General features: G+C 54.7%; 21 protein-coding genes. 12 read left to right on the top strand and 9 right to left on the bottom strand.

The window, feature by feature from the left end; translation table 11 throughout:
* Positions 1-120: 120 nt before the first annotated feature.
* The 4 genes from IBT47_RS14140 to IBT47_RS14125 form a co-directional block, all read right to left on the bottom strand.
* Positions 121-2457: a Tex family protein gene (locus tag IBT47_RS14140; protein ID WP_200560903.1), complete on the bottom strand. Its 2337-nt coding sequence runs from the start codon at positions 2455-2457 to the stop codon at positions 121-123.
* 109 nt (positions 2458-2566) lie between these two features.
* Positions 2567-3046 (bottom strand): transcription elongation factor GreB, encoded by a 480-nt coding sequence (greB, locus tag IBT47_RS14135; protein ID WP_105594056.1) that lies wholly within the window; start codon positions 3044-3046, stop codon positions 2567-2569.
* Positions 3047-3188: 142 nt separating this feature from the next.
* Positions 3189-5981: a TonB-dependent receptor domain-containing protein gene (locus IBT47_RS14130; protein WP_200560902.1), complete on the bottom strand. Its 2793-nt coding sequence runs from the start codon at positions 5979-5981 to the stop codon at positions 3189-3191.
* Positions 5982-6236: 255 nt separating this feature from the next.
* Positions 6237-7214 carry a helix-turn-helix transcriptional regulator gene (locus IBT47_RS14125; RefSeq protein WP_105594054.1) on the bottom strand — a complete coding sequence of 326 codons (978 nt, stop codon included), beginning with the start codon at positions 7212-7214 and terminating at the stop codon, positions 6237-6239.
* Positions 7215-7627: 413 nt separating this feature from the next.
* Here IBT47_RS14125 and ompR point away from each other — a divergent pair, with 413 nt between their 5' ends.
* Together ompR and envZ are read left to right on the top strand one after the other, a co-directional pair.
* Positions 7628-8347, top strand: coding sequence for a two-component system response regulator OmpR (gene ompR, locus IBT47_RS14120; protein ID WP_001157751.1), 720 nt, complete (start codon positions 7628-7630; stop codon positions 8345-8347).
* On the top strand, positions 8344-9708 hold the full coding sequence (gene envZ / locus IBT47_RS14115) for a two-component system sensor histidine kinase EnvZ (protein WP_105594053.1): 1365 nt from the start codon (positions 8344-8346) through the stop codon (positions 9706-9708). The genes ompR and envZ overlap by 4 nt, the downstream gene beginning before the upstream one ends.
* 43 nt (positions 9709-9751) lie before the next feature.
* Here envZ and pckA read toward each other — a convergent pair whose 3' ends face one another.
* The 4 genes from pckA to IBT47_RS14095 form a co-directional block, all read right to left on the bottom strand.
* The gene (pckA, locus tag IBT47_RS14110) at positions 9752-11371 is read right to left on the bottom strand and encodes a phosphoenolpyruvate carboxykinase (ATP) (protein ID WP_200560901.1); all 1620 of its coding nucleotides are present in this window, start codon (positions 11369-11371) and stop codon (positions 9752-9754) included.
* 520 nt (positions 11372-11891) lie between these two features.
* Positions 11892-12770 (bottom strand): Hsp33 family molecular chaperone HslO, encoded by an 879-nt coding sequence (gene hslO, locus IBT47_RS14105; protein WP_200560900.1) that lies wholly within the window; start codon positions 12768-12770, stop codon positions 11892-11894.
* Positions 12771-12793: 23 nt separating this feature from the next.
* A complete protein-coding gene (gene hslR, locus IBT47_RS14100) occupies positions 12794-13195 on the bottom strand; it encodes a ribosome-associated heat shock protein Hsp15 (RefSeq protein WP_105594048.1) in 402 nt (133 codons plus the stop codon).
* Between the two features lie 117 nt (positions 13196-13312).
* Complete coding sequence (locus tag IBT47_RS14095; RefSeq protein WP_200560899.1) at positions 13313-15451, bottom strand: intracellular growth attenuator family protein; 2139 nt, start codon at positions 15449-15451, stop codon at positions 13313-13315.
* 403 nt (positions 15452-15854) lie between these two features.
* Here IBT47_RS14095 and nudE point away from each other — a divergent pair, with 403 nt between their 5' ends.
* On the top strand, positions 15855-16421 hold the full coding sequence (gene nudE, locus IBT47_RS14090) for an ADP compounds hydrolase NudE (RefSeq protein WP_105594046.1): 567 nt from the start codon (positions 15855-15857) through the stop codon (positions 16419-16421).
* Between the two features lie 82 nt (positions 16422-16503).
* Here the strand turns inward: nudE and mrcA are convergent, their stop codons facing one another.
* Positions 16504-19059, bottom strand: coding sequence for a peptidoglycan glycosyltransferase/peptidoglycan DD-transpeptidase MrcA (mrcA, locus tag IBT47_RS14085; protein WP_200560898.1), 2556 nt, complete (start codon positions 19057-19059; stop codon positions 16504-16506).
* 117 nt (positions 19060-19176) lie between these two features.
* Here mrcA and pilM point away from each other — a divergent pair, with 117 nt between their 5' ends.
* From pilM to dam, 9 genes are all read left to right on the top strand, one after another.
* Positions 19177-20004 (top strand): type IV pilus biogenesis protein PilM, encoded by an 828-nt coding sequence (gene pilM, locus IBT47_RS14080; RefSeq protein ID WP_200560897.1) that lies wholly within the window; start codon positions 19177-19179, stop codon positions 20002-20004.
* The gene (locus IBT47_RS14075; RefSeq protein WP_200560896.1) at positions 20004-20549 is read left to right on the top strand and encodes a PilN domain-containing protein; all 546 of its coding nucleotides are present in this window, start codon (positions 20004-20006) and stop codon (positions 20547-20549) included. The genes pilM and IBT47_RS14075 overlap by 1 nt, the downstream gene beginning before the upstream one ends.
* Entirely contained in the window at positions 20542-21039 is a 498-nt protein-coding gene (locus IBT47_RS14070; protein WP_200560895.1) for a hypothetical protein, read from the top strand. Before IBT47_RS14075 ends, IBT47_RS14070 begins: the two co-directional genes overlap by 8 nt.
* Positions 21029-21385, top strand: coding sequence for a HofP DNA utilization family protein (locus IBT47_RS14065; protein WP_200560894.1), 357 nt, complete (start codon positions 21029-21031; stop codon positions 21383-21385). The genes IBT47_RS14070 and IBT47_RS14065 overlap by 11 nt, the downstream gene beginning before the upstream one ends.
* On the top strand, positions 21372-22592 hold the full coding sequence (hofQ, locus tag IBT47_RS14060; RefSeq protein WP_370569899.1) for a DNA uptake porin HofQ: 1221 nt from the start codon (positions 21372-21374) through the stop codon (positions 22590-22592). Before IBT47_RS14065 ends, hofQ begins: the two co-directional genes overlap by 14 nt.
* A gap of 390 nt (positions 22593-22982) precedes the next feature.
* Positions 22983-23504 (top strand): shikimate kinase AroK, encoded by a 522-nt coding sequence (gene aroK / locus IBT47_RS14055; protein WP_105594039.1) that lies wholly within the window; start codon positions 22983-22985, stop codon positions 23502-23504.
* 53 nt (positions 23505-23557) lie between these two features.
* Positions 23558-24646, top strand: coding sequence for a 3-dehydroquinate synthase (gene aroB / locus IBT47_RS14050; protein ID WP_200560892.1), 1089 nt, complete (start codon positions 23558-23560; stop codon positions 24644-24646).
* Positions 24647-24746: 100 nt separating this feature from the next.
* Positions 24747-25730 carry an SPOR domain-containing protein gene (locus IBT47_RS14045; protein WP_200560891.1) on the top strand — a complete coding sequence of 328 codons (984 nt, stop codon included), beginning with the start codon at positions 24747-24749 and terminating at the stop codon, positions 25728-25730.
* A gap of 122 nt (positions 25731-25852) precedes the next feature.
* Positions 25853-26671: an adenine-specific DNA-methyltransferase gene (gene dam / locus IBT47_RS14040; RefSeq protein ID WP_200560890.1), complete on the top strand. Its 819-nt coding sequence runs from the start codon at positions 25853-25855 to the stop codon at positions 26669-26671.
* Positions 26672-26742: the final 71 nt, after the last annotated feature.

The raw sequence follows: 26742 nt of genomic DNA, 5'->3' as shown, positions 1-26742 counted from the left end.
ACCGATGCAAATTTTAATGAGAGTGATTATCGCTGGTATTGATATGGCGCAATGTTGGCACTGCAAGTGACAGCAGATCGTAGCAAAGAGGGCGGATCGGCCGATCCGCCCGTGGAGCTGTTAGCGTTTTTTACCGAATGCGGCAGCCAGCGCATCGCCCATTGCGCTGTTACCCGCAGGCTGTGCGGCAGGGCGTTTAGTGCTTTTCGCCGGGCGGGCGTTGTCCCGGTTATTGGTGTTGCTGTTAGTGTTGCCGCCGCCGCGACGGGCGTTGGTTTCCCCCGGCTGTTCGTCAAGACGCATGGTCAGGGCGATGCGTTTGCGCTGCAAATCCACTTCCATGACCTTCACTTTGACAATATCCCCGGCTTTCACCACTTTGTGCGGGTCGTCGACAAACTTATCCGACAGCGAGGAGATATGCACCAGTCCGTCCTGATGAACACCGATATCAACGAAGGCACCAAAGTTAGTCACGTTGGTCACTGAACCCTCCAGTACCATACCCGGCAGCAGATCGTTCAGGGTGTCCACGCCTTCAGCAAACTGGGCGGTTTTAAACTCAGGGCGCGGGTCGCGGCCTGGTTTTTCCAGCTCCTTGATGATGTCGCTGACCGTAGGCACGCCGAAACGCTCATCGGTGAAATCCACCGCTTTCAGGTTGCGTAGCTCACTGGGGTTGCCCATCAGGTCGCCCAGCGACTGTCCGGTTGACGCCAGAATTCGTTCAACGACCGGATAGGCTTCCGGGTGAACGGTAGAGGCGTCCAGCGGGTTATCCCCCTGGCTGATGCGCAGGAAGCCGGCGCATTGCTCAAACGCTTTCGGCCCCAGACGGCTGACTTTCAGCAGCTGCTGGCGGTTCTGGAAGCGGCCGTTTTCATCGCGCCAGCTGACAATGTTCTGGGCAATCATTTTGCTCAGTCCCGCCACGCGGGTCAGCAGTGGTACTGAGGCGGTGTTGAGATCCACGCCGACGCCGTTAACACAGTCTTCCACCACGGCATCCAGCTTTTTCGCCAGCTGGCTCTGGCTGACGTCGTGCTGGTACTGACCGACGCCGATGGATTTCGGGTCGATTTTCACCAGCTCAGAGAGCGGGTCCTGCAGGCGGCGGGCAATGGAGACCGCGCCGCGAATCGATACATCCAGATCGGGGAATTCCTGTGCTGCCAGTTCGGAAGCCGAGTAAACGGATGCACCGGCCTCGCTGACGATCACTTTCTGGCCCTGCACCTGCGGGAACTGTTTTTGTACATCCAGGTAGAAGCGCTCGGTCTCGCGGGAGGCGGTTCCGTTACCGATAGCGGTCAGCTCCACATGGTGCTTCGCACACAGCGCGGCAACGGCGGAAGCCGCTTTGGCGATTTGCCCGGTGTGTGGGTAAATGGTATCAGTAGCAACCAGCTTGCCGGTGGCGTCAACCACGGCCACTTTCACCCCGGTACGTAGGCCCGGGTCAAGGCCCATGGTGGCGCGCATGCCCGCCGGTGCTGCCATCAGCAGGTCGTGCAGGTTACGGGCAAAGACGTTAATCGCTTCATCTTCCGCACGCTCGCGTACCGTGCCCATCAGCTCAGTTTCCAGGTGCAGCAGGACTTTGATGCGCCAGGTCCAGCTGACCACGGCTTTACGCCATGCATCGGCAGGCGCGTTGTTGAGGCGCAGGCCGAGATGATCGGTGACGATCTGCTCGCCGTGGCTTTCGCGCGGCGGCTCATCAAACTGGGGATCGGCATTCAGCGACAGCTGCAAAATACCTTCGTTGCGGCCGCGAAACATCGCCAGCGCGCGGTGTGAAGGCACGGTGGCCAGCGCTTCATGATGGTCGAAGTAGTCGCGGAACTTGGCACCTTCGTCCTCTTTACCTTCAATGACGCGGGATACCAGGTGGGCGTTTTTCCACAGGTAGTCACGCACTTTCGCCAGCAGCGACGCGTCTTCGGCAAAACGTTCCATCAGAATATAGCGCGCGCCGTCGAGGGCGGCTTTCACATCTGCAACGCCTTTATCCGCATCGACAAAGCCCGCAGCCCGCTGTTCTGGGTCCTGCGACGGGTCCTGCCACAGCGTATCGGCCAATGGCTCCAGCCCGGCTTCAATGGCGATCTGCCCACGGGTGCGGCGCTTCGGTTTATAGGGGAGGTAGAGATCTTCCAGCTCGGTTTTGCTCATCGTGCCGTTAATGGCGGCGGCAAGCTCGTTGCTCAGCTTGCCCTGGTCATCGATGGATTTCAGAATCGACTGGCGGCGATCTTCCAGTTCGCGCAGATACCCGAGGCGCGTCTCCAGCGTACGCAGCTGGGTATCGTCCAGCCCTCCGGTCACTTCCTTACGATAGCGGGCAATAAACGGAACGGTATTGCCTTCGTCCAGCAGGCGAACAGCGGCTTCTACCTGTTCTGCTCTGGCCTTGAGTTCATCTGCAATAATGCGGCTCAGCGAATCTTTCATCATTGGGATACTTTTTTGGCTTAAGAAATAGGGGACAGTTATACGGATTGCAGGCGAAAAATGCCAACCCTGAGGCGGTGTAATCGTGATGCAACCGGTTATCGCCGCGTAATTAGGACTCTTCTATATAGCTGATATCGTTCACGTACCAGAGAGCGTCACCTACCGGGGTATGCACGGTGGCGGCATCGCCCACCTCTTTTTTCAGCAGCGCACGGGCCATCGGCGAGTCGATAGAAATATAGTCGTTGCGCCCGAAGATTTCGTCATAGCCGACGATGCGAAAGCGTTTGATGTCGCCGTCGTCGTTTTCCACCTCAACCCACGCGCCGAAAAACACTTTGCCATCCTGCTGCGGTGAGTAGTCGACAATGCGCAGCTGCTCCAGGCACTTGGTCAGATAGCGCACCCGGCGGTCGATCTCACGCAGGCGCTTTTTATTGTACTGGTAGTCGGCGTTTTCGCTGCGGTCGCCGAGGCTGGCAGCCCAGGTGACTTTTTTTGTCACTTCCGGGCGTTCTTCACGCCACAGGTAGTCCAGTTCCTGCTTCAGCAGGTTGTAGCCGCCGCGGGTGATCAGTTTGGTTTTCATCGTTAACCCATGCCGTAACCAGAGAAAACGCTATTTTGTGATGAGATGAGGCGGGGATGCAACCCACAGGGTGATGAGAAAGCAGCAGGGGGATGGATCTCCCCAAAAAAGAATCAGGCCGGGAATCCACCCGGCCATGCGATCAGAAGCGATACTCCATATTCGCCGTTAACGTGCGGCCCGGGTAGAAGTTGTAGCCCATGCTGGTCGGGGTGCCGTCCATCTGGTCGGTCAGGTTGGCCAGGTATACTCCCAGCTTCAAATCTTCCGTGGCCTGGTAGTTGGCAAACAGATCGACCTTAACGGTTTTTGGCCACAGGTTGGCGGTGAGCCAGCCGTCGCCATCGGGTAGCGGCAGCTGAGAATTTTGCTCCGCATAAGGACCGGCCTGCGCATCTTTGACATACCAGTAGGAAGCGCGCTGTTTACCGCGATATTGCAGGGTGGTTCCCAGCTCTAACTTACCGTGATATGGGGTGATTGCGGCGGTGATACTGCCCCGCACTGGCTCGATCAGGCTGGTTTCCATCCAGTTCCAGCCGGAATAGCACTGCGACCCGCCGTTGTCGCCGCCCTGGGTATAGATGGTGTCACCCGCTTCGTTATAGCTCTGATGATAGTAACTTCCGCTTGGCGAATTCGCGCTGCACATCTTATTGTCGTGGCGAAGTGGAACCGTCAAATTGCTGCGGATATAGAACAGCGGTTGTTTATATGCCAGATTAAATTCAAAACCCTGGCGGATCACGGCGTTGAGGTTATTCACGTTACCGACGCTCTGGCCGGTGCTGCCGCCACTTTCCCCGATAACATCATCACGCATCCATAGCGGGCCGTAGCCGATATAGTTTTTGATCCTGTTGCGATAGAAGCCCACGCCGGCGGTAAACTCATCCGCAGCGATAAACAGCGCAGGGCGGTGATAATTGACGCCCAGCTGTAACGACAGGTTTTTTTCCGGTTTCAGGTCGGGATTAACCAGAAATGCCTGCCGCATCCAGACTCCGGAAACATACATTTCACTGCTGGTGGGCGCGCGCTCACTGTAGCCCAATGAGGCGTAAGGGGTCAGCCCGGTATCCGCAAGGGTATACTGCACCGCGAGGTTGCCGGATTTCAGGTTGTAATGCTGTTTCTGATTATCGGTGACCCAGCGCGTGGTGCCTTCTTCTGGATCAATCTTCAGGTCATTGGTTTGGGTACTGAGATCCTGAAAAGCCAGATCGTAGGCTTGATTGTAGTCATAACCCTGCCCAACATAACCGTCGATCAATGTACCGAAACTGGCGATCGTGCCAGCCTTGCTGGTGTTACCGCTGCGATAGTGTGGGTCGTAGATCGTCATATCCACCCGCTGATAGCCCACCCCTGCGCTGATTTGTAGCGGGCCGTTATCATCGGTGCTTAGTGCCAGTGCAAGGCTTTTGGTGGTGGTGCGGGAATCGTTATCCCACTTTGGGATCGGGTAGTCGTAGCCCCAGCTCAGATACTGCTTGTGTAACGCATCCTCTTCGGTGAAGGCGTCGACCTTTTTCTTTTCGCTGCGGTATTCCACGCCGCTATCCAGCCGCCAGTCCCCGACAACCGGCAGGCTGAAATGGCTGCTGTTGGCCAGTTTGATGCCGTTGGACTTGTTATCAACGTTGTAGTGCATGTCCTGGTTATAAGCGTAAGAGCCTGCCGATCCCAGCCACCCCTGTTTACGCCGCTGCTGTTCGTGATAAATCTGCACGCTTGGATTGAACAGATCGGTGAACGCCGCCTGATACTTCAGGCTGAGCATCCGGCTGTCGAGATCGTTTTTTACCGACCAGGGGCTACTGCCCCATTCCGCTTCCGTACCGTCATTCAGCGCTTTCACGTTCGGCTGCTGATCGCTTTCATAGCGGGAATGGCTGGCGGAGGCGAACAGTTCCAGACTTTGGGTGGCCTCATCATTGAAGAAATGGCGCAGTCTCAGCATCTGTGAATCGGCTTTGCGCTCGGTGCCTTTTAATGCGCCGGATTTGGCCGCCTGCTGTAGCCATTGCAGGCGCTGCGGGGTAAGCATGCAGTTGCTCAGGCCGTCCTGATAGCCGCCTGAAATACCGTTGATGCTACCGTAGCGGCAGTTTTCTGCAGAATAATAGGTATTGTTTTGATCGTCAGAGAACTGCATGTTGGTAGCGTGAAAGCCATTCAACATTGCGCCCTGATTAAAATGGCTGCCGATGCGGTAGGCGTCGTTTTTACTGCGGGATACCCCCAACAGTACGTCCCAGTTTTCATCGCGCCCGGCGAGGAAAGCCGCTCCGGAGGGTTCCTGCCCGTTACCGTACTGGCTGAAGCCGGTGGAACCCCGTACCAGACCACCCAGATTTTTACCCGGGCGCAGCACGTCATCCATATCCAGATAGCGGAAGTTCACGCTGCCGCCAAGACTGCCCAGAGTACTGGTTGACGTGTTGACGCCACGGCTGACATCGATGGACTGCAGGAATAACGGCTCTACATAAATCGAACCGGTCTGGCCGATGTCTTTAGTGAAAGCGGTAAAGTTCTGTGAGACCCCTTCCAACTGCTGGGAAACGCGACCAAAACCGGCAACGCCCTGAATACCGATCGACACATCGGGGCGTGCATACAGGCTGTTCATCGAGGTCCCGGAGATTTGGTCCACGATGTCGCTTAGATGGCTGGCATTGCGGCGCTCAATATCTTTTCTGCTGGCTCCGGCGTTTATCCCGCTTTTAGGCGGCAGGGGGGCCGGGGTGCTTTCGGTCACGGTCAGGGTATCCGCAGGTGCCGATGTGGCAAGCTTTGCAGGCGATTCTGCTGAGCTATCTGCGGTGGTTTGCTGTGCCAGCGCCTGTCCGCCGGATAATGAAATCAGAGTAAGAAAGGTGATTTTGGTGAGAGTGCCGCCGTCTTTGGCCTCTTTACGATCCCGAGTCATGTCTTTATCAGCCTGTTAAGAAGAGGAATAACCTTTTGCATGGTTATGAAAATACGAGTGATAGTGATAATTAGAATTATTTCGTAATTGACTCGCACATTTTTTGCCGAAGCCAGGATGCTAGGGGAAGGCGAAAATCGCTGCTACCGCATTTCAGACAAAAGTTGTCTAATCCGGCAACATTTTTACATGTTGCTTACCCCGCGATGCGGGAATGTGGGGATTATTCTGTAGGAAATCGGGATTAGATCGGGATTATTCCGTGGCGCGGTGGCCGTGGACCCAGCGCTTAGGGGAGATGCCAAAGGTGTTGCGAAACACTTTGCTGAAGTGGCTGACGTTGGCAAAGCCCACCGCCTGGGCAGTATCCGTCACGTTAGCACCGGAAGAGAGCATTGCCAGCGCAACGTCAAGGCGGATTCGGGTCAGAGATTCGTGCACAGTGCTGCCGTAAAGCGCGTTAAAACCTGCCTGCAGTCGTTTTTCATTCAGCCCAACGGCCTGGGCCAGGGACTGCACGCTCCATGATTCATGATGACGATCTTCCAGCATGGCGCGCGCCTGCAGTAGTCGAAGGCGATCGGACGGAACCGCCTTCAGGGTTGAGGCACTGCCTTGCTCACGGGAACAGGTGTCCAGCATCGCGGCAATCGCCTCGCAGACTTTAGCGCAGAGAAAGACGTTTCTCGCTTTGCTGTCCAGATAGCTACACTGGGCGATCTCGGCGGCCAGCCTTTGCAGACTGCTAAAAATCGGCATCATCGCGACACTGGCATTGATATGCGGCATTACGCCGATTGCGGATTTCATATACCTTTGCACATCATCCATGTTCAGCCCGGTCAGGCCGCAAAGTGCCTCCGGCGTCAGATGAATATTCACCAGGCGAAATCCCTGTTCGGCAGTAAAAGTATCCCAGCCGGAGAGATGCTCTCCGGTGGCAGTCAGGCTGACGTAGCCGCCTTCAAGACGGAACCGCTCACCATTGTCAAAACCCGCTTCAATGCAGCCTTTTTGCAAAATACTCATTGAAAACGATGCGCCACCTTCGACCGGGAAAGTCCATGGCGCATCGGGTCGCCCGTTCATGCAGCAAATATTGACCCCTTCCCGCGGATGATCCACCTGCATGATTCGCGCCCAGCTTTCGGGAATTGACAGCGCTTTCAGTTCCTTGAGTGCGGCGGGGTTATGCCGTTTTACACGAAAAAAACGCCTTGCAGTACCCGCCATTGACTCTTTCCCACTGTGAAATTAATTGGCAATTATCAGAATAAATTCAGCCCTGGCGTCAGCACGGAGGAGGGGCTGCGGTGACATTATTGAATGTTAATGAGAATCATTATTGATGGTAACAGTAGCGAGGCAGAAGACAAGCTTTAATGCCCGATAATGTAAACCTGCGGTAGCATGATCCGAAACAGCGAACCTCTGAGGGATGAGCACTTTAGCCGCTGTTTGCGCTAAGAATTTTTTATTTACGTACGTGATCGGTAGCGCGTTTAACGAAGAATTTTAAGGATAACCTACTGTTTAATATGCTTTGTAACAATTTCAGCTACAATATAAACCATTATTGGCTGTTACATTCAGGCTTATTTTTTGAAAATATCAGCTTCAGGCAATAGCGCCTTGGGAGTATCGAAATGCAAGAGAACTACAAAATTCTGGTAGTAGATGACGACATGCGTTTGCGTGCGTTGCTGGAGCGTTATTTAACCGAGCAGGGTTTCCAGGTACGTAGCGTGGCGAATGCCGAGCAGATGGATCGCTTGCTGACCCGGGAATCCTTCCACCTGATGGTGCTGGACCTGATGCTACCTGGTGAAGATGGATTATCTATCTGCCGCCGTCTGCGCAGTCAGAGCAACCCGATGCCGATCATTATGGTGACGGCGAAAGGGGAAGAAGTGGATCGTATCGTTGGCCTGGAAATCGGTGCCGATGACTATATTCCGAAACCGTTTAACCCACGTGAGCTGCTGGCCCGTATTCGTGCAGTGTTACGCCGTCAGGCTAACGAGCTGCCGGGTGCGCCATCTCAGGAAGAAGCGGTTATCGCCTTCGGTAAGTTTAAGCTGAACCTCGGCACCCGCGAAATGTTCCGCGAAGATGAACCCATGCCGCTGACCAGCGGTGAGTTTGCGGTGCTGAAGGCACTGGTTAGCCATCCACGTGAGCCGCTTTCACGCGACAAACTGATGAACCTGGCCCGTGGCCGCGAGTACAGCGCGATGGAGCGTTCTATCGACGTGCAGATTTCACGCCTGCGCCGTATGGTGGAGGAAGATCCTGCGCACCCGCGTTACATCCAGACCGTTTGGGGCCTGGGTTACGTATTCGTGCCGGACGGCAGTAAAGCATGAGGCGAATCCGCTTCTCACCCCGCAGTTCATTTGCCCGAACCCTGTTATTGATCGTTACCCTGCTGTTCGTCAGCCTGGTAACGACCTATCTGGTCGTTCTGAACTTTGCCATTTTGCCGAGCCTGCAGCAGTTTAATAAGGTGCTGGCTTACGAAGTGCGCATGCTGATGACCGACAGGTTGCAGCTTGAGGATGGCACGCAGCTGGAAGTCCCGCCTGCGTTCCGTCGTGAGATTTATCGCGAGCTGGGCATTTCGCTGTACACCAATGCGGCGGCGGAAGAGAGCGGATTACGCTGGGCGCAGCATTACGAGTTCCTTAGCCAGCAGATGGCGCAGCAGCTGGGCGGCCCGACCGATGTGCGCGTTGAAGTTAACAAGAATTCCCCGGTTGTCTGGCTGAAAACCTGGCTGTCTCCGGATATTTGGGTGCGTGTGCCGCTGACCGAAATCCATCAGGGAGACTTCTCTCCGCTGTTCCGCTATACGCTGGCGATCATGTTACTGGCGATAGGCGGCGCATGGCTGTTTATACGAATACAAAACCGACCCCTCGTCGAGCTGGAGCATGCCGCCCTGCAGGTGGGTAAAGGCGTGATCCCGCCACCGCTGCGTGAATACGGTGCTTCTGAAGTCCGTTCGGTCACGCGTGCATTTAATCAGATGGCCGCAGGGGTCAAGCAGCTGGCTGACGATCGTACGCTGCTGATGGCCGGTGTCAGCCACGACCTGCGCACGCCGCTGACGCGTATTCGTCTGGCAACGGAGATGATGTCGGAGCAGGATGGCTATCTGGCCGAGTCGATCAACAAAGATATCGAAGAGTGTAATGCGATTATCGAACAGTTTATCGACTATCTGCGCACCGGGCAGGAAATGCAGTTTGAATACGCCGATCTTAACGGCGTGTTGGGTGAAGTCATTGCGGCAGAAAGTGGCTACGAAAGAGAGATTGAAAGCTCGGTGATGCCGGTCGAACTGATGGTCGATATCAACCCGCTGGCGATCAAACGTGCGGTAGCTAACCTGGTGGTCAACGCTGCGCGGTATGGTAACGGCTGGATTAAAGTCAGTTCAGGTCGGGAACTCCAGCGTGCCTGGTTCCAGATTGAGGACGATGGTCCGGGTATTGAACCCGATCAGCTTCAGCATTTGTTCCAGCCTTTCGTACGGGGTGACAGTGCCCGCAGTACCAGCGGAACCGGGTTGGGTTTGGCGATAGTGCAGCGCATTATTGATGCCCACCAGGGGGGACTGGAGATTGGTAAAAGTGAAAAAGGGGGCTTGTCGGTTCGTGCCTGGCTTCCCCTACCTGAGTTTCCTGCACCCGGTGCGGGTGGCCTGCCACAGCATCGTAGCTGATGAGTAGAAAATGGACCGCCATGCGGTCCATTTTTTTGCTTTTTTACAGCTTCGGTCCCGCTTTCACCAGCGCTGCACCGGCTTTAGTGTCGGTAAATTTATCGAAGTTATCGATAAACCGCTGCGCCAGGTCGCGTGCCTTCGCTTCCCACTTGGCTTCGCCGCCCCACGAGTGGCGAGGGTCCAGCAGGCTGGCATCGACGCCCGGCAGCGACAGCGGGATTTCCAGATTAAAGACGGGCAGCGTGACGGTATCGGCTTTATCAATCTCACCGCTCAGAATCGCATTGATAATCGCCCGAGTATCCTTCAGCGAAATACGTTTACCGCTGCCGTTCCAGCCGGTATTGACCAGCCACGCCTGCGCTCCGGCGGCTTCCATTCTTTTTACCAGCACCTCAGCATATTGGGTGGGATGCAGCGTCAGGAAGGCTGCACCGAAGCAGGCAGAGAAGGTTGGCGTTGGCTCGGTAATACCGCGCTCGGTGCCGGCCAGCTTAGCCGTAAAGCCGGAAAGGAAGTGGTACTGGGTTTGATCGGCCGTGAGACGTGATACCGGCGGCAACACACCAAAGGCATCAGCGGTGAGGAATATCACTTTTTTCGCATGGCCCGCTTTTGAAATGGGCTTAGCGATATTATCGATATGATAAATCGGATAAGAAACGCGGGTGTTTTCCGTCTTACTGCCATCGTCATAGTCAACCGAACCGTCAGCACGCACGACGACGTTTTCCAGCAGCGCGTCGCGGCGGATAGCGTGATAGATCTCCGGTTCAGCCTGCTCGGAGAGTTTGATGGTCTTCGCGTAGCAGCCCCCTTCGAAGTTAAATACGCCATCATCATCCCAGCCGTGCTCATCATCGCCAATCAGCCTGCGCAGCGGATCGGTGGAGAGGGTGGTTTTTCCGGTACCCGACAGGCCGAAGAACACCGCAACATCACCTTTTTCACCGACGTTGGCCGAGCAGTGCATGGAAGCAATCCCCTTCAGCGGCAGCAGATAGTTCATGATGGCGAACAGTCCTTTCTTCATTTCGCCACCGTACCAGGTACCGCCTATCAGCTGTATCTTCTCGGTCAGGTTAAACGCAATAAAGTTTTCTGAATTCAGCCCCTGCTGCTGCCAGTTCGGGTTGGTACATTTAGCTCCGTTCATCACCACGAAATCCGGCACGAAATTAGCCAGTCCTTCGTCATCCGGACGGATAAACATGTTTTTGACGAAGTGGGCCTGCCAGGCGACCTCAGTAATAAAACGCACGCTGAGGCGGGTATCCGCATTAGCACCGCACCAGGTATCCACCACGAACAGACGTTTGCCGGAAAGCTGCCGGGAAACTAACGATTTCAGCGACTGCCAGGTTTCCGGTGAAAGAGGGTGGTTGTCATTTTTACCTTTCCCTTCGTCACTCCACCACAGCGTGTCGCGGGTGGTGTCATCACGCACCAGGTATTTATCTTTCGGCGAACGGCCGGTAAAAATCCCGGTATCAACGGCAACTGCACCGGATTGCGTGACCGTGCCGCGCTCAAAGCCGGTTAAACCGGGTTGGGTCTCTTCCTTAAACAGCGTGTCATAATCGGGATTATGAACCACCTCAACCGTATCAGTGATGCCATAAGCGACGAGGTCCAGGCCGGTCAGGTCGTTAGTGCGCATATTACTGCTCCTTATCTCGGTTTTTTACTACAGCAAAGTGTAAGGGTATTTCGATTGCTTCACCGTGATAACCCGCAGGTTCCTGATGCGGGAGGGGGTAGCCATCACGATCGCGCGCAGTTTACTCCTCTCACCCGGGAGGGAAAGGAGCGGAAGACAGAAATGAGAGGAGGAGCATAAATCACTGAAAAGTACCGTAACGCAACGCATTAAAAGAGTGTTTATGGGATTTTAATGAGTGGTAAGTATTGATTAGATGGTTTTTTACCCGATGTCAGCGCAGTTCACTTTTCTACGACAGTGGATGACGGGAAACGACAACATCGGGTGAGTAGATTGACTTATTGCCATTGCATCACCAATACAGCGGAAGCGGATTTATAACCCGTTGTAGTACCGGTGCTGATTGCCTCGACGTTGACTTTAAAATTGGATGTAACGAGGTTAAAAAGCCAAAAAAAAGAGCAGCTAACGTAGCTGCTCCTTTATATTTCAATGGATTATTATCCATTGCGGAGAATCAATGAACCTGTTCCGCCTCGCCCGCTGAACCATTGCGAATTGCTGCAATATCTACAGAATCATAAACATAATGGTTGCCGCAGTAGTCACAGTGCATATCAATCTGGCCATCTTCTTCCAGAATCTGATTCACTTCATCCTGCGCCAGGGAGAGCAGCACTTCACCACAGCGTTCACGGGAGCAGGAGCATTTGAAGACCACGCTTTGCGGATCGTAAACGGTCACCTCTTCTTCGTGATACAGACGCCACAGCACCTCGTTGGCCGGCAGGCCAAGCAGCTCTTCGGTTTTGATGGTTTCGGTCAGGGTGGTGAGGTGATTAAAGTCATCAAGACTTGCATCCTGAGCTGGCAGCACCTGCAGCAGGATTCCTGCCGTACCCGGTAAACCATTGTGCTCACCGGTACGAATAAACAGTCGTGTTGGCAGCTGCTCAGAACGCATGAAGTAGTCTTCCAGGCAGGCAGCAAGCGTATCGCCTTCCAGGCCAACCACACCCTGATAGCGTTCGCCTTCTTTCGGAGAAATGGTAATCACCAGGTAGCCGTTACCGACCATCTCTTTCAGGCTGCTGCCTTCAGCGATCTCGCCCTGAGTGCGGGCTACGCCGCGCATTTCCTGTTGATTATTCCCGTTGATCACTGCCAGATTCAGCGGACCGTCACCCTGTAATTGAACGGTAATATCGCCGTCAAATTTCAGCGTTGCGGTCAGCAGGCTGGTCGCTACCAGCAGTTCGCCGAGGAGCTGCTGCACCGGCTGCGGATAATCATGGCCGTCGATGATATCGCGCCAGGTCTGGGAAGCGGTGACCAGCTCGCCACGCACGGCGTGGTTTTCAAACAGGTAACGGTGCATTTGGTCTTGCTGGGACATAATTTTTCTCTCTTAATGGCGGATTACTCGTCGCCAGAATTTTTAAATTTCATCAGGTCACGGCGCTCTTTTTTATCCGGTCGCCGGTCAGGATGCGGCATGGTGAGCGCGTTCATTTTTCGCGCCAGTGCCACTTTTTCCCGTTTTTCAATGCTCTGTTCCGTTTCGCGGTACAGCAGCTGTGCTTCCGTTGCGGGGCCTCGCTTGTCGCTAACTGCCTGAATAACAACCGTACGTTCATCGTTACCCTGGCGCAGGGTCAGCTCAGCGGCCACTTCAACCAGTTTGCTGGGTTTGCTGCGCTGACCGTTGTAATGGACTTTGCCACCTTCGATCATTTCACGCGCGACGGCACGGGTTTTATAAAAACGCGCAGCCCAGAGCCATTTATCGAGTCTGACCCCTTCTGTGGGTTTTTCTTTCATCGCTGCTCCTGTCGGGAAGCCCCTTATGTATGGGCCAACCCCGTTACTTTCAAGCTGCAGATTGGTAAGCGTTGAGGCTGGTCATAAACAGCCTTAAAAATAGCACAGATGCGCGGGTCAAAACATTGGCCGCACGGAGCGGATGTTACTCAGGGTATGATTAAGGCAGGTATCGTAATAACGCTGGATCTCCTGCAGGCGAACGCGATTGCGGTTCATCCTGCGTAGCGCTAATAGCAGATTTATCGTCACCATTGCCGCCAGGATCAGCAGCAGCAGACTGGTGCCAAGATAGCGCCAGAGAGTCACTGAATTCGGTTCGCTGTGAAGAGCAATATGCCGGGTCCCATTAGCATCCGTTGAGATATTGGTGACGATGCCGTTGGCGGTAAACGGCGTTTGCAGCAGCATACCGGCCAGCCGCCGCAACTCCGGCCACTGGTCGGGAGCGTTGTAATCAAACAGCGACACGGACGGTGCCGGGTGGCTGACCAGAGAACGGCCTTCATCGCTATAGATTAAAAAACCTCCCGGTGGCGGGCTGTTGAGCATCTCCGCGGCGCGGCGCGTTTCGCGATAGAAAAACGTTGATGTGGCGGTATTCACCAGATTTTCCAGCGCCTCGGCGCTGACCGGGCGCAGCAGGACGTTCATACCGCTCAGTGCCCCGGAATTGGCACGGCGCACCAGCGTGGTCCAGTCTTTGGCATTACCGAGGTTAACCAGCGCGTTTTTCAACCGTACGCAATCCAGCTTTTGGCTGCACAGGTCCTGAGTTTTCAGCACGATATCGGAAAAATCATCCAGCAGGATCATGCCGGATTTCTGAATTGCCGTGGCCAACTGCGGATTCAGCTTGGGGTCGGTGTTAGTCTGCGGATGGAGCTGCTGGCGAGTGGTATCCAGCAGTGCCGTTGCCTTATCGATAATATCCGACTGCGGCAGAGGCAGGGCCGGAGCGTTATTCCAGTAGAGTGCAGAACAATCAAACGGCATGAAAGCGTAGCTACGATTGCCCTGGTAGGCCGCAGGGATGGAACACATACCCGTCCCCTGAACCTTCAGACTGTCACCAATGTGCAGCGTTGTTTTTTCCAGATCGGCAATCCGGGTAACCTGTAAGCTGTCTGTACCTTTGATCCAGGCCATGCTGAGCTTAAGCGGCATACTCAAAGGGATAAGGGCAATCAACAGCACCATCACCACAAGTGAACAGCCGGCAAGCACGAGGTTTTTTCGCCAGCGCTGTATAGGGAAATTACGCACCTCATCCTGTAACGACAGAAAGCGCCCCTGACGAACAACATGCCGGTTAAGGTAGATATCAATTTCAGTCGTTTGCCCGAGATCCTGGGCCAGATAGTCCTGCCAGTGCGCGGGATAAATCAGATCAATACTGCCCAAAGAGATATTACTCGCCTGCCCCTGGTTTGATTCACCAAACAGCCCCCAGCGCTTTGGCGCACCCCTCAGGCAGTGTATTTCCCGCAGATCGCTGTCGGCAGGGCGACGGTAAAGGAACCATCCGCTCACCAGTATCATGGTTATTCCGGCCAGTACCAGCCACGGTGTCAGCATGATTGGGCTGATAAGGCTGAAGAAGAACAGCAGCAGCGCGGTGCCAATCACCAGCGCCTCGCGCGTACCTTCCGGGCGGCTGAGTGCATACTCTTCCGGGCTTTCTTTACGGACGCTGAGCAGTTCAATTTGTTCGCTTTCCGCTTTGCGGATGGAGGCATTCGGCGTCGTTGTTCGCAGCGCGGGCGCTAAAACGGGCATATCCCAGTTGTACTGAGTCAGCTGGTGCCCGTTCAACGAGATCACCAGTGGGATGGTCTGCGTTTTGATCAGCTCGACGTAGTTTTCGTCGGTAATGTACTGTTCCCACTGCGGCGGGAGGTGAACTTCGACCGAATCAAGATAGTAGCGCCACTTATGCGGTTCGTCCGTGGAGAGCCCGTAGCGTGTGATGGCACGCGTCACGGGATAGACGTTATTACTTTGTGAAGTCAGCACCAGCTGTTCCTGCGCGCTGCTGGCACCGGTAGGTAAGACGGTGGAACGGCTGCGGGCCAGAGATGACAGGTAGCGCTCAACGGCCGCGCGTTCTTCGTCGCTCAGCTTACGTTGGGGTGGGCTTAAGAATGGTAGAGGCTTAGCCAGCGGTGAGCGACGGCGTAGTGCATACCAAAATACACAACCCGCTACAATTGAGCAGGCCAGTATGGCAAGCAATATGCTAACTAGTGTGCCCATGCTTCCCTCATTCCTGCCACGGTGCTCCTGTTACGGTTCTGGCGAACGGCTTCGGTCATATCTAAACCAATGACGGTGGGCTCAGATTGTGCTGACAATCCGCGTTGAAATTATAAATAGTTATTAAAATCATAATGATAAAATAATAGCATGCCTTTCCTTGCCTAAATCTTACCAGGCATTTGCAGTATTAAGAATCGGTATAATCCTATTTCCCAGCACTAAGATTGACTTTTATTAAAAGATTTTCCTCATATTAACAATGATTTGTTATAAATAAGCAAAATGATCCGTGCGATGATTGGCATCCTGATGCGGCTACCGCACAATAGTGTAAATATGGTCAGCGTTCTGCCTTGTGCGGGCGATGACGTTTAATCTTCGGCTTATTCCTGGGGCCCTTATGACCAGACAATTACAGAAACCTGAAATCCTCAATGTTGAGGCCGTTGCCCGCTCGCGGTTGTTTACCGTTGAAGCCGTGGATCTGGTCTTCAGCAACGGGGCCCGCCGGGTATATGAGCGGATGCGTCCCTCCGACCGCGAAGCGGTGATGATTGTACCGATTATTGACGATCATCTGATCCTGATTCAGGAGTATGCCGTTGGCCTGGAAAGTTATGAACTGGGTTTCCCCAAAGGGCTGATTGATCCGGGTGAAACACCGTTTGAAGCAGCAAATCGCGAGCTGAAAGAAGAGGCAGGTTTCGGAGCACAGCAGCTTGAAACGCTGGGTAAGCTCACCATGGCTCCCTCCTATTTCTCCAGCAAGATGAACATTGTGGTGGCCGAGGGCCTCTATCCGGAAAAGCTGGAAGGGGATGAACCGGAGCCGCTGCCGCAGCTGCGCTGGCCTCTGGATAACCTGCTGGCTTTACTGGATGAGCCGGATTTTCGTGAAGCGCGTAACGTCAGTGCGCTGTTCCTTGTGCGTGAATGGCTGGTGAAGCAGGGGCGGCTCAGCTACTGACCGCCAGCGATCTTCTCGCTGTTCTGACCAAAAAAAGAAGCCGGATTAATCCGGCTTCTTCGTTTTAAGGCGTTAATATCTGTCAGAACAGTTCGTGGGTTTCGCCATTATCCATCAGCGTGGTGCCCACATCATGTACCGAGTATTCAGTCGGCTGAGTACCGTCGATAAAGTACTCCTGGCGAGTGTTGCCTCCGCCATTGGCCAGCTTGCCGGTGCTGCGATCGATGGTCACCGACACGATACCTTCCGGTGGCGTAAGCGGCTGTACCGGTACGCCATCCAGCGCTGACTGCATATACTCATCCCAGGCCGGTTGGGCACTCTTCGCTCCGCCTTCATAGCCGGAAATCTGATCTTTAATGGCTCCGGAAGCCGTCGTGCGGCCCAGATCGCGGCGATGATCGTCAAAACCTATCCATACCGACGTTACAACGCCCGGACCGTAGCCAGAGAACCAGGCATCCTTCGAACTGTTGGTGGTCCCGGTTTTCCCGCCGATGTCGTTACGCTTCAGATCGCGCCCGGCACGCCAGCCGGTCCCCATCCAACCCGGTTCACCAAAGATGTTTGAGTTCAGCGCGCTCTTGATCAGGAACGACAGCGGGGTATTGATGACGTGCGGTGCGTACTGCTGCTCGCCGTCCTGCTGAACCTGCTGCTGCGTTACCTGTTCCAGCTGAGGCTGCGGTACGGCATCGGTTTTCCCTTCCTGCGAAACCGCGACGTTTTCCACGCTGTCTTCGCTCAGTGCGACGGCTTTTTGCGTTTCACCGTAGATAACCGGCAGATTGCACTCCGGGCAGGCTACTTTTGGTTTCGCTTCAAACACCTTATCACCGGCTTCATTCTCGATGCGGGTAATGAAGTAAGGGTCAACCAGGAAGCCGCCGTTGGCCATTACTGAATAGCCGCGCACCATCTGTAACGGTGTGAAGGATGCAGAACCCAGCGCCAGTGACTCGGTATGGACAATGTTTTGCGACGGGAAACCAAAGCGCTGCAGGTATTCTGCCGCATAGTCAACGCCCATCGCGCGCATGGCACGAACCATCACCACATTTTTCGACTCGCCCAGCCCCTGACGCAGACGAATCGGGCCAGCGTAGGTGTTGGGTGAGTTCTTAGGACGCCAGTCGGCACCTGCACCGGCATCCCAGCGGGAAATCGGCAGGTCATTCAGGATCGACGCCAGCGTCAGCCCGCGATCCATCGCCGCCGTATAGAGGAACGGTTTGATGTTCGAGCCCACCTGGCGCAGTGCCTGGGTGGCGCGGTTGAACTTGCTCAGGGTGAAATCAAATCCACCGACCAGCGCCCGCACCGAACCGTCATGGGGATCGAGTGAGACCAGCGATGAGTTAACGTCAGGCACCTGCGACAGCATCCAGCCGTTGTCCGCCTGGCGAACCCAGATCTGCTGGCCCGGCTGCAGAACCTGATTCACGGCGCGTGGAGTTGCGCCCTGCAACGTATCGGATTTGAACGGGCGCGCCCAGCGAACGGCATCCAGATTCAGGTCCGTGGTGCTGCCATCGCGCATCTGTACCGTTGCGGAGTCGCTATTGCTCTGCGTAACAACCGCAGGGAACAGCGGACCGTATACCGGCAGAGACTTCAGCGTTTTCATAATCTCCGTTTTGCCCCAGGCCTGCTCACCGGCTTTCCACAGTTCGCTGGCCGGTCCGCGATAGCCGTGACGCATATCGTAAGCCAGCACGTTATCCTGCACTGACTTTTGCGCCGCCAGCTGCAGCTTGCGGGTGACGGTGGTATAGACCTTGTAGCCGTCGTTATAGGCATCTTCACCGTAACGTTTCACCATTTCCTGGCGCACCATTTCGGTCAGATACGGGGCAGAGAAGGCAATTTCCGGCGCGTGATAGTTTGCCACCAGCGGGGTATTGCGGGCCTCATCATACTGCGACTGGGTGATGTAATGCTGGTCCAGCATACGTGCCAGCACGGTATTACGGCGCTGCACGGCACGTTCATGGGAGTAAAGCGGGTTGAAGGTTGACGGTGCTTTTGGCAGACCGGCAATCATCGCCATTTCACTCAGCGACAGCTGATCGATATTTTTTCCGAAGTAAACCTGAGCCGCAGCGCCCACGCCGTAGGCGCGATAGCCGAGGTAGATTTTGTTCAGGTAAAGCTCAAGGATCTCATCTTTGCTCATCATCTGTTCGATGCGAACGGCAAGAAAGACCTCTTTGATTTTACGCAGCAGGGTTTTTTCCGGGCTGAGGAAGAAGTTACGCGCCAGCTGCTGAGTAATAGTACTGGCACCCTGTGAGGCATGACCGGAGACCAGCGCAATACTGGCAGCACGGAAAATACCAATCGGGTCGACACCGTGATGCTCATAAAAACGGCTATCTTCGGTGGCGATAAACGCCTTCACCATCGTTGGGGGGATTTGTTGCAGCGTCAGCGGGATACGGCGTTTTTCGCCGTACTGCGCGATAAGCTCGTTATCGGCACTGTAGACCTGCATTGGCGTCTGCAGACGCACATCTTTCAGCGTGGCAACGTCAGGAAGCTGCGGCTCTATGTATTTGTATAAACCATAGATCGAGCCAGCTCCCAGCAAGATGCAACACACTGCAAGGATCAATAAATACTTTACGAACTTCACCTGATATTTCCCATTAAGAGTCGATTGGGCAGTTTATAAACAATCGCGCGGTAGTATAAAGGCAAGCCAGTACCTTGGATACGTCCTTTTGTAACTGACGATAAGGAGATTTCGTCAATGGCTTTTCAGACATGGCAGGTCGGGTTGGATATACAAAACGGGCAGCTCTGCGCCATCGCTATCCAGCGCCGCCGCAACGGCTGGCAGCTGCGCCACTGGTGGCAGCATACGTTGCCGCAAGATACGTTAAGAAATGGCCTGGTGCAACGGCCAGAGATCCTCATCTCCATTTTGCAGCGCTGGCGCAGGCTGCTGCCATCGAGGATTGCGCTGCGCGTAGGATTCCCGCCCCAGCTGGTGATGCAGCGGCAGCTGAGCCTGCCCGCTACACACCTGCGTGAAGCCGCGCGTAGTGACTATATTCACGCGGCGGCAAAGCGTTTTTTCCCGATTGAGCCGGAAGCGCTGGCGCTGGATTTTCGCCTGAGCGACGGGGGCGAAAACCAGCTGACGTTAACCGCAACCCGCCGGGAAGCGCTACAGGGCTGGCTGGACTGCCTGCAGCAGGTTGGGCTGGTTCCGGATGTGATGGATCTGACGCCGTCGGCGCTCTCCGTGCTGGCCCGGGCACTGACGCTGGCACCCGATGCTTCGCTGGTACATCGGCTAAGCGACCACTGGCTGTGGTATTCGCCACAGCATGCTGAACGCCCTTGGGGATGGTGCCCGCGGGAAGATATTCCGGATTTTTCTGTACTTCAGCAGCGCTACCTGCCGCCGCAGAGCGCGGTTTGGTACAGCTCTGCGCTGGATGATGCGCCGCCGGAAGGGACCACGGCGCTTTCGCCTTTTACCGCCCTGCACTTTCTTCAGCCGCCGCTGCCGGTCTGCGGTGGGGCTTATACCATTGCGGCAGGGTTAGCATTACGCCCAGAGGATCGCTGATGGTTTGTATTAATCTGATGCCATGGCGAGACCGCCGACAGCGGCAGCAGTGGCAGAAATGGCGGCTGTTGGGGGCGCTGACGCTGGCGCTGATTTTCCTCGGTATGCAAAAAGGATACTGGCAGCAGCGGCTTAATCATCAGCGAGCGGAGCTGCTCAGCTTATGGCCCGTCGTACAGCAGGATGTTGCTGCTCTGCACAATCGTACTCTGGCGGCGCAAAAGCGGCTCGAACAGCTGCGAGAGTCACAACGACAGCAGATGCTACAGCGGCAGGATCTTTCCCGATGGTCGGCGTTTATCCAGCGGCTGAGTGCGGAAATCCCGCAGAATATCTGGCTGAGCGACCTGAAGAAGCATCAGCAGAGCGTTTCACTTAAGGGGTTCAGCCGCAGTATCGCCGAGCTTCATCATTTTCGCGACCGGCTGCATCAGCAACAGGAAATACCGTCCGTAAAGCTTGGCGCTCTTCGTCGTGAGTCGTCTGCCGATGTGAGTTTCAGTATGCAACTCACGCTGGGTAACAAGGATTGGAACAATGAGTAATCGCTGGCTGGCGGGGTGGCTGGAAGCGGATATCCGGCTTCGCATGTTCAGCGTTATCGGCGTGGGGGCACTAATGGCACTGCTGATGTGGCAGTTCTGGCTATACCCGGCCGGGCAAAAATCGCACCAGCTGGACAAACAGGCTGACGAGTCTGTATCTCGCTATCAGCAGCGAATTGCGGTACTGCGCCGTCTGCCGCCACTTTCAACGCTGGAAAAGCAGATTGAACAGATGGGTGAGCAGGCTGCTGTGGAAGATAACCATCATTTCTCTTTACCTGCACTGCTGGCAGCCTGCGGCGGGGAGCTTGAACACTGGCAACCGAATGAACGCGGCGGTGAACTGTCGATTTCTCTTCGCTGGCAGCAGTTTACCGATCTTCTCGGCTATCTGATGACGTTGAGACCAGCGGTAACGATCCCTTTGATGACGCTACAGGGGCAATCTCCACGGTTACATTTGCTGATTCAATTTCACTATGAAATTTAGCGCACTGTTGTTTTTACTTCTGGCGATGGATGTCGGGGCAAGGGACCCGTTTTTACCCGCCGGTGCGGAGCGTTGTCCGGCAGGCAATGCGGTTTCGGTGCCGTGGCGGCTTCAGGGCATTATCGGGCGGCCAGATCGCTTTGAGGGCTGGCTGATCTCTCTTTCAGGAAAGCGGTTGCACGTCAGCGTTAACGATTGGCCTGCCGGTGCGGGGTGGCAGGTTAAGCATATCGATCTGCGGGGCATCACCCTGACAGATGAACAGGCCTGCCAGCCACCGCAGACGCTGACATTTAAAGGAGAACATCTTGTTAAGGAAAATCGCGTGGGGGCTGATTCTGGTTAGCGGGTTGTGCAGAGGCGCAGCGCCCATCTCTCTGGTATTTGAAGATGCGCCGATAGGCCAGGTATTACAGGCTTTGGCAGAGTACCAGCAGCTGAACCTGATGGTGGCCCCTGAAGTAGAAGGTTCGCTGACGCTGCGGCTGCATGATGTTCCATGGCAGCAGGCACTGGAGCTGGTGATGAAAATGGGCAGGCTCAGTATTGAACGGGAAGGCAACGTGATGCTGGTGTTCCCGGAAGAGCATGAACAACAGAAACAGCAGCGCGCCGAGGCAGAGCGAGAAGCCGCAGAGCTGAACAGCCCGCTGCATACGAAGACGGTGATGTTCAAATATGCCGATGCTGCTGCGTTAAATACCAGCCTGCAAAATGAGCGCAGCAGGCTGATGACCGCACGCGGCAGCGTGACCTTAGATACCCGTACCAATGCGCTTTTACTTCGCGATACCCGAAAGGCGCTCGATCAAACCATCCGCTGGCTGCAGCAGCTGGACGTGCCGCTGGAACAGGTTGAGATCGCTGCACAGATTGTCACTATCAGCGAAGAGAGCCTGCGTGAGCTGGGGGTGAACTGGGGGCTGAATGGCGAAGAGCAGGTCGCCGGTGCACTGCGCGCCAGCCAGCTTCGCGTGGATCTTGGCGTTGCGCGCCCCGCAGGTATGCTGGGATTGACCCTGGCGAAGCTGGACGGACGGCTGCTGGATCTGGAATTAAGCGCGCTGGAACGCGAACACCAGGCAGATATTATCGCCAGCCCGCGCCTGTTCACTTCCCATCAGCAAACGGCCAGCATTAAACAGGGAACCGAGATCCCTTACGAAGTGGCTACCGGTAACAGTGGTTCAACGACCATGGAATTTAAAGAAGCGGTGCTTGGGATGGAAGTGACGCCCGTGGTTCAGGGCAACGGCCGGATTTTACTGAAGCTGCACATCAGCCAGAATGTGCCGGGCCGCACCATGCGCAGCGGCGAAAACGAGGTGCTGACGATTGATAAACAGGAAATCGATACGCAGGTGGCGCTAAAGGACGGGCAGACGCTGGCGCTGGGTGGTATTTTCCAGCAGCAGAGTGCCACCGGGCAGACTCGGGTTCCTCTATTGGGGGAAATTCCGTTGCTGGGTGGACTGTTTCGTCACAGCGTACGGGAGCAGAAAAGGAGAGAATTAGTGATCTTCATCACACCTCGGCTAATTCGAAGTGATTAAGGATTTTTGCGACAAAAAACATAGGCAGTATGTTTTTTCCTGAATTGGTTACGGTTGCGTTTGACGCAAGGGCTGAATTAGCTTACAAGGTTTAGCGATTTTGAATATCAGGCCTGTGGCCTTAAGTAGCGAATACATTTTAACCGTTTTTTATCGCGCGCAAACGGCGTAGCCGATGCAACCATATCCGGCTGATAAATGAAGCGGACTGAAACGTGCCAGATTACTGCGTGCAATGAGCAAGGTAAATTTAATCGGTTGCCAAAACCCCTTCAGTGTTGAGATAATTTTTCGTCTGACTCTCGCACTTTAGCTCATGAGGTTTCAGTTCATGTCCTGTCTGGTTTAGGCGGGGTATCATCCACGAATTGTCTTAGTAATACCGAAAAAATGGCAGAGAAACGCAATATCTTTCTGGTTGGGCCTATGGGTGCCGGCAAAAGCACTATTGGGCGTCAGTTGGCTCAGCAACTCAATATGGAATTTTTCGATTCCGATCAAGAAATTGAGCGACGTACCGGAGCGGATGTAGGCTGGGTTTTCGACGTTGAAGGCGAAGAAGGCTTCCGCGATCGCGAAGAAAAAATTATCAATGAACTCACTGAAAAGCAGGGCATTGTGCTGGCGACAGGTGGCGGTTCCGTCAAATCTCGTGAAACGCGCAATCGTCTTTCTGCTCGCGGTGTTGTCGTTTATCTTGAAACCACGATCGAGAAGCAGCTGGCACGGACACAGCGCGACAAAAAGCGCCCACTGTTGCAGGTTGATTCTCCACCCCGTGAAGTGCTTGAAGCATTAGCTGGCGAACGCAATCCAATGTATGAGGAGATTGCCGACGTGACAATTCGCACTGACGATCAGAGCGCGAAAGTGGTGGCTAACCAAATTATCAATATGTTGGAAAAGAGCTGATTAATGCTCTGATTGTTCGCCTGCGGGCAAAGCAGAAAAGGTGATACAGCGTCATGGAGAGGATTACCGTTACTCTTGGGGAACGTAGCTACCCCATCACTATCGCCGCCGGGTTGTTTGCAGATCCGGCTTCTTTTTGGCCGCTTAAGGCTGGCGATATGGCCATGCTGGTGACAAACCAAACGCTGGCCCCTCTTTACCTTGATGCAATGCGTAAGCGCCTTGAAGAGGCTGGCGTGGTTGTCGATCAGGTTATCCTGCCCGATGGCGAACAGTTTAAAAGTCTGGCCGTTATGGACCAGGTCTTCACCGCACTGTTAGAAAAACCTCATGGCCGCGATACGACCCTCATCGCACTGGGTGGTGGTGTTATTGGCGATCTGACGGGATTTGCCGCAGCCAGCTATCAGCGTGGCGTGCGTTTTATCCAGGTCCCTACCACACTGCTGGCACAGGTAGACTCTTCCGTTGGCGGTAAAACCGCCGTTAACCATCCACTGGGCAAGAATATGATTGGGGCGTTTTATCAGCCCGCTGCCGTGGTGGTTGATCTGGATTGTCTGAAGACGCTACCGTCACGCGAGCTCTCTTCCGGGCTGGCGGAAGTGATCAAATATGGCATCATTCTTGACGGCGAATTCTTCAACTGGCTGGAAGATAATCTGGATGCGCTACTGGCACTGGATGGCAGCGCAATGGCGTACTGTATTCGCCGCTGCTGCGAGCTGAAAGCCGAAGTGGTTGCTGCCGATGAACATGAACACGGGCTGCGGGCGCTGCTGAATTTAGGCCACACCTACGGTCACGCGATTGAAGCGCATATGGGTTACGGTAATTGGTTACATGGTGAAGCAGTCGCTGCCGGAATGGTGATGGCGGCACGAAATGCCGAACGTCTTGGGCAGTTCGACCCGGCTGATACCGATCGTATTATCGCACTGTTGCAGCGTGCCGGATTACCGGTCAATGGCCCTGAAAGTATGGCTGCTGAAGACTATCTGCCGCATATGATGCGCGATAAGAAAGTGCTGGCAGGTAAACTGCGCCTGGTGCTGCCTCTCGCTATCGGTAAAGCCGAAGTGCGCAGCGGAGTACCTCATGATATGGTGCTGGCATCCATTCAGGATTGCCAAAAGCCTTGACTCATAATGTTATTATCAGATCGGCCTGATGGCTGCTATTCTGAAGTTATCGCCTTTCAAAGGACGTGAATGGCGTAACCGCTCTATGGGAGGAGGCTAAATGGACGAGTTTAAACCGGAAGACGAGTTAAAACCTGACACCAGCGACCGCCGACCACCGCGGTCGCGCAAAACGTCTTCACTACCGAAAGTCCCGGTTTCACGTCAGCATATGATGATGGGCGTGGGTATTCTGGTGCTGCTGCTCCTGGTGCTGGGTATTGGTTCAGCGCTGAAATCCCCTGATGCACCGAGCGGCCAGACGGCTCAGCAGCCTGCTGCCGGTGGGAGTTCAGGTGGTGAGAAAAATATCGATCTTTCCGGTACGTCTTCCATGAGTGGGCAAACTGCTGGCCAGCCGAACGCCGCTGGTCAAACGTCGTCCCCGCAGGAACTTAGCGCTCCGCAAATTTCATCGACGCCGACTGAAGCCGCGCCGTTGCAGACACCGCAGAATCAACAGCGGGTTGAGCTGCCTGGTGACCTTAACAACGCCCTGAACAATCAGCAGGGGCAGGTTGATGCGGCTTCTCAGGCCGGGATCGGCTCGTCTTCGTTGCCTACCGGGCAGGCCACTGTTGGGGGTTCCGGCAGCAAACCTGCTGCGACCAAAACTGCCAATGTTCCGCATCAAAACGCCGTGCCGCAGAATAAACCTGCTGCCGTACACAGCAAACCTTCAGCAGCTAAGCCGGTAGTTAAGGAGAGTAAGCCTTCCGCGACCGCCAGCCATAGTGCTGTACCGCGAGCTCAAACGCCGACCAGTGTTTCCAGTGCGGCCAAACCCGGTGGTAACTATACGTTACAACTGAGCAGTGCCTCGCGATCTGACACGCTAAATGCGTGGGCGAGAAAACAGAACCTGAGCGGTTATCACGTGTATCAGACAACACGCAACGGACAACCCTGGTATGTCCTGGTGAGTGGTTCTTATAATACGTCCGCTGATGCGAAACGCGCAGTGGCATCACTGCCTGCTGAAGTACGTGCTCAGAATCCCTGGGTAAAACCGGTTAGCCAGGTTAAAAAAGAAGCAGGGCATTAATCCCGTGCCGGGGTAACCCGGCTAATCACGAAGTGTGAGTGTGTGACGACACGCAGACCTTTTAAAGCGCAGATATGCTGTCGGTGTAGCCACAGCCTGATGAGTAAAAAATTAACGACGGCATGAAAAAGAATCGCGCTTTTCTTAAGTGGGCAGGCGGCAAGTATCCATTGCTTGACGATATTAGACGCCATCTGCCAGAAGGTGATTGCCTGATCGAGCCGTTTGTCGGTGCCGGATCGGTATTCCTTAACACCCACTATCCAAGCTATATCCTTGCTGATATCAATAGCGACCTGATCAATCTGTACAATATTGTCAAGGAGCGTCCCCAGGCTTTTGTTGAGGATGTGCGTAAGCTGTTTACAATTGAGTCGAATGACTCAGTCGTCTACTACGCCAGGCGACAGGAGTTCAACCTCAGCCAGGACCCGTATCGCCGGGCGATGCTGTTTCTGTATCTTAATCGTCACTGCTACAACGGCCTGTGTCGGTATAACCTGCGCGGCGAATTCAACGTGCCGTTTGGCAGCTATCGTAAACCTTATTTCCCTGAGGACGAGTTGTTCTGGTTTGCCGAGCGTGCTCAGAACGCCACCTTTGTTTGTGAATCTTATGATGTTACCCTGGCTAAGGCGAAGACGGGCTCGGTAGTCTATTGCGATCCGCCGTATGCCCCTTTGTCGGCTACCGCTAAGTTTACGGCTTATCACACGAACAGCTTCAGCCTGCGCGAACAGCAGCATCTTGCGGAGCTGGCTTCTACGCTGTCGCAGGACAGTAATATTACGGTGCTGATTTCTAACCATGATACGCCGCTCACGCGGAACTGGTATCAGGGAGCGGTACTGCATGAGATTGAGGTACGCCGCTCGATTAGCCGCAGTGGCAACACGCGGAGTAAAGTGAGTGAATTACTGGCGCTCTATACTGGCCGGTGAACAACAATGATCTGACCCTTTGGCCCGAGCAGCAGTCGCATCGGCTGCCGCCACGGCTATCAGGGGTTTAG

The organism is Erwinia sp. S43 (assembly GCF_016624745.1).
In the GTDB taxonomy this organism is placed as follows: domain Bacteria; phylum Pseudomonadota; class Gammaproteobacteria; order Enterobacterales; family Enterobacteriaceae; genus Erwinia; species Erwinia coffeiphila.
Note: the sequence above shows the minus strand (reverse complement) of the source record. Positions and strands in the feature narration are given on the sequence as shown.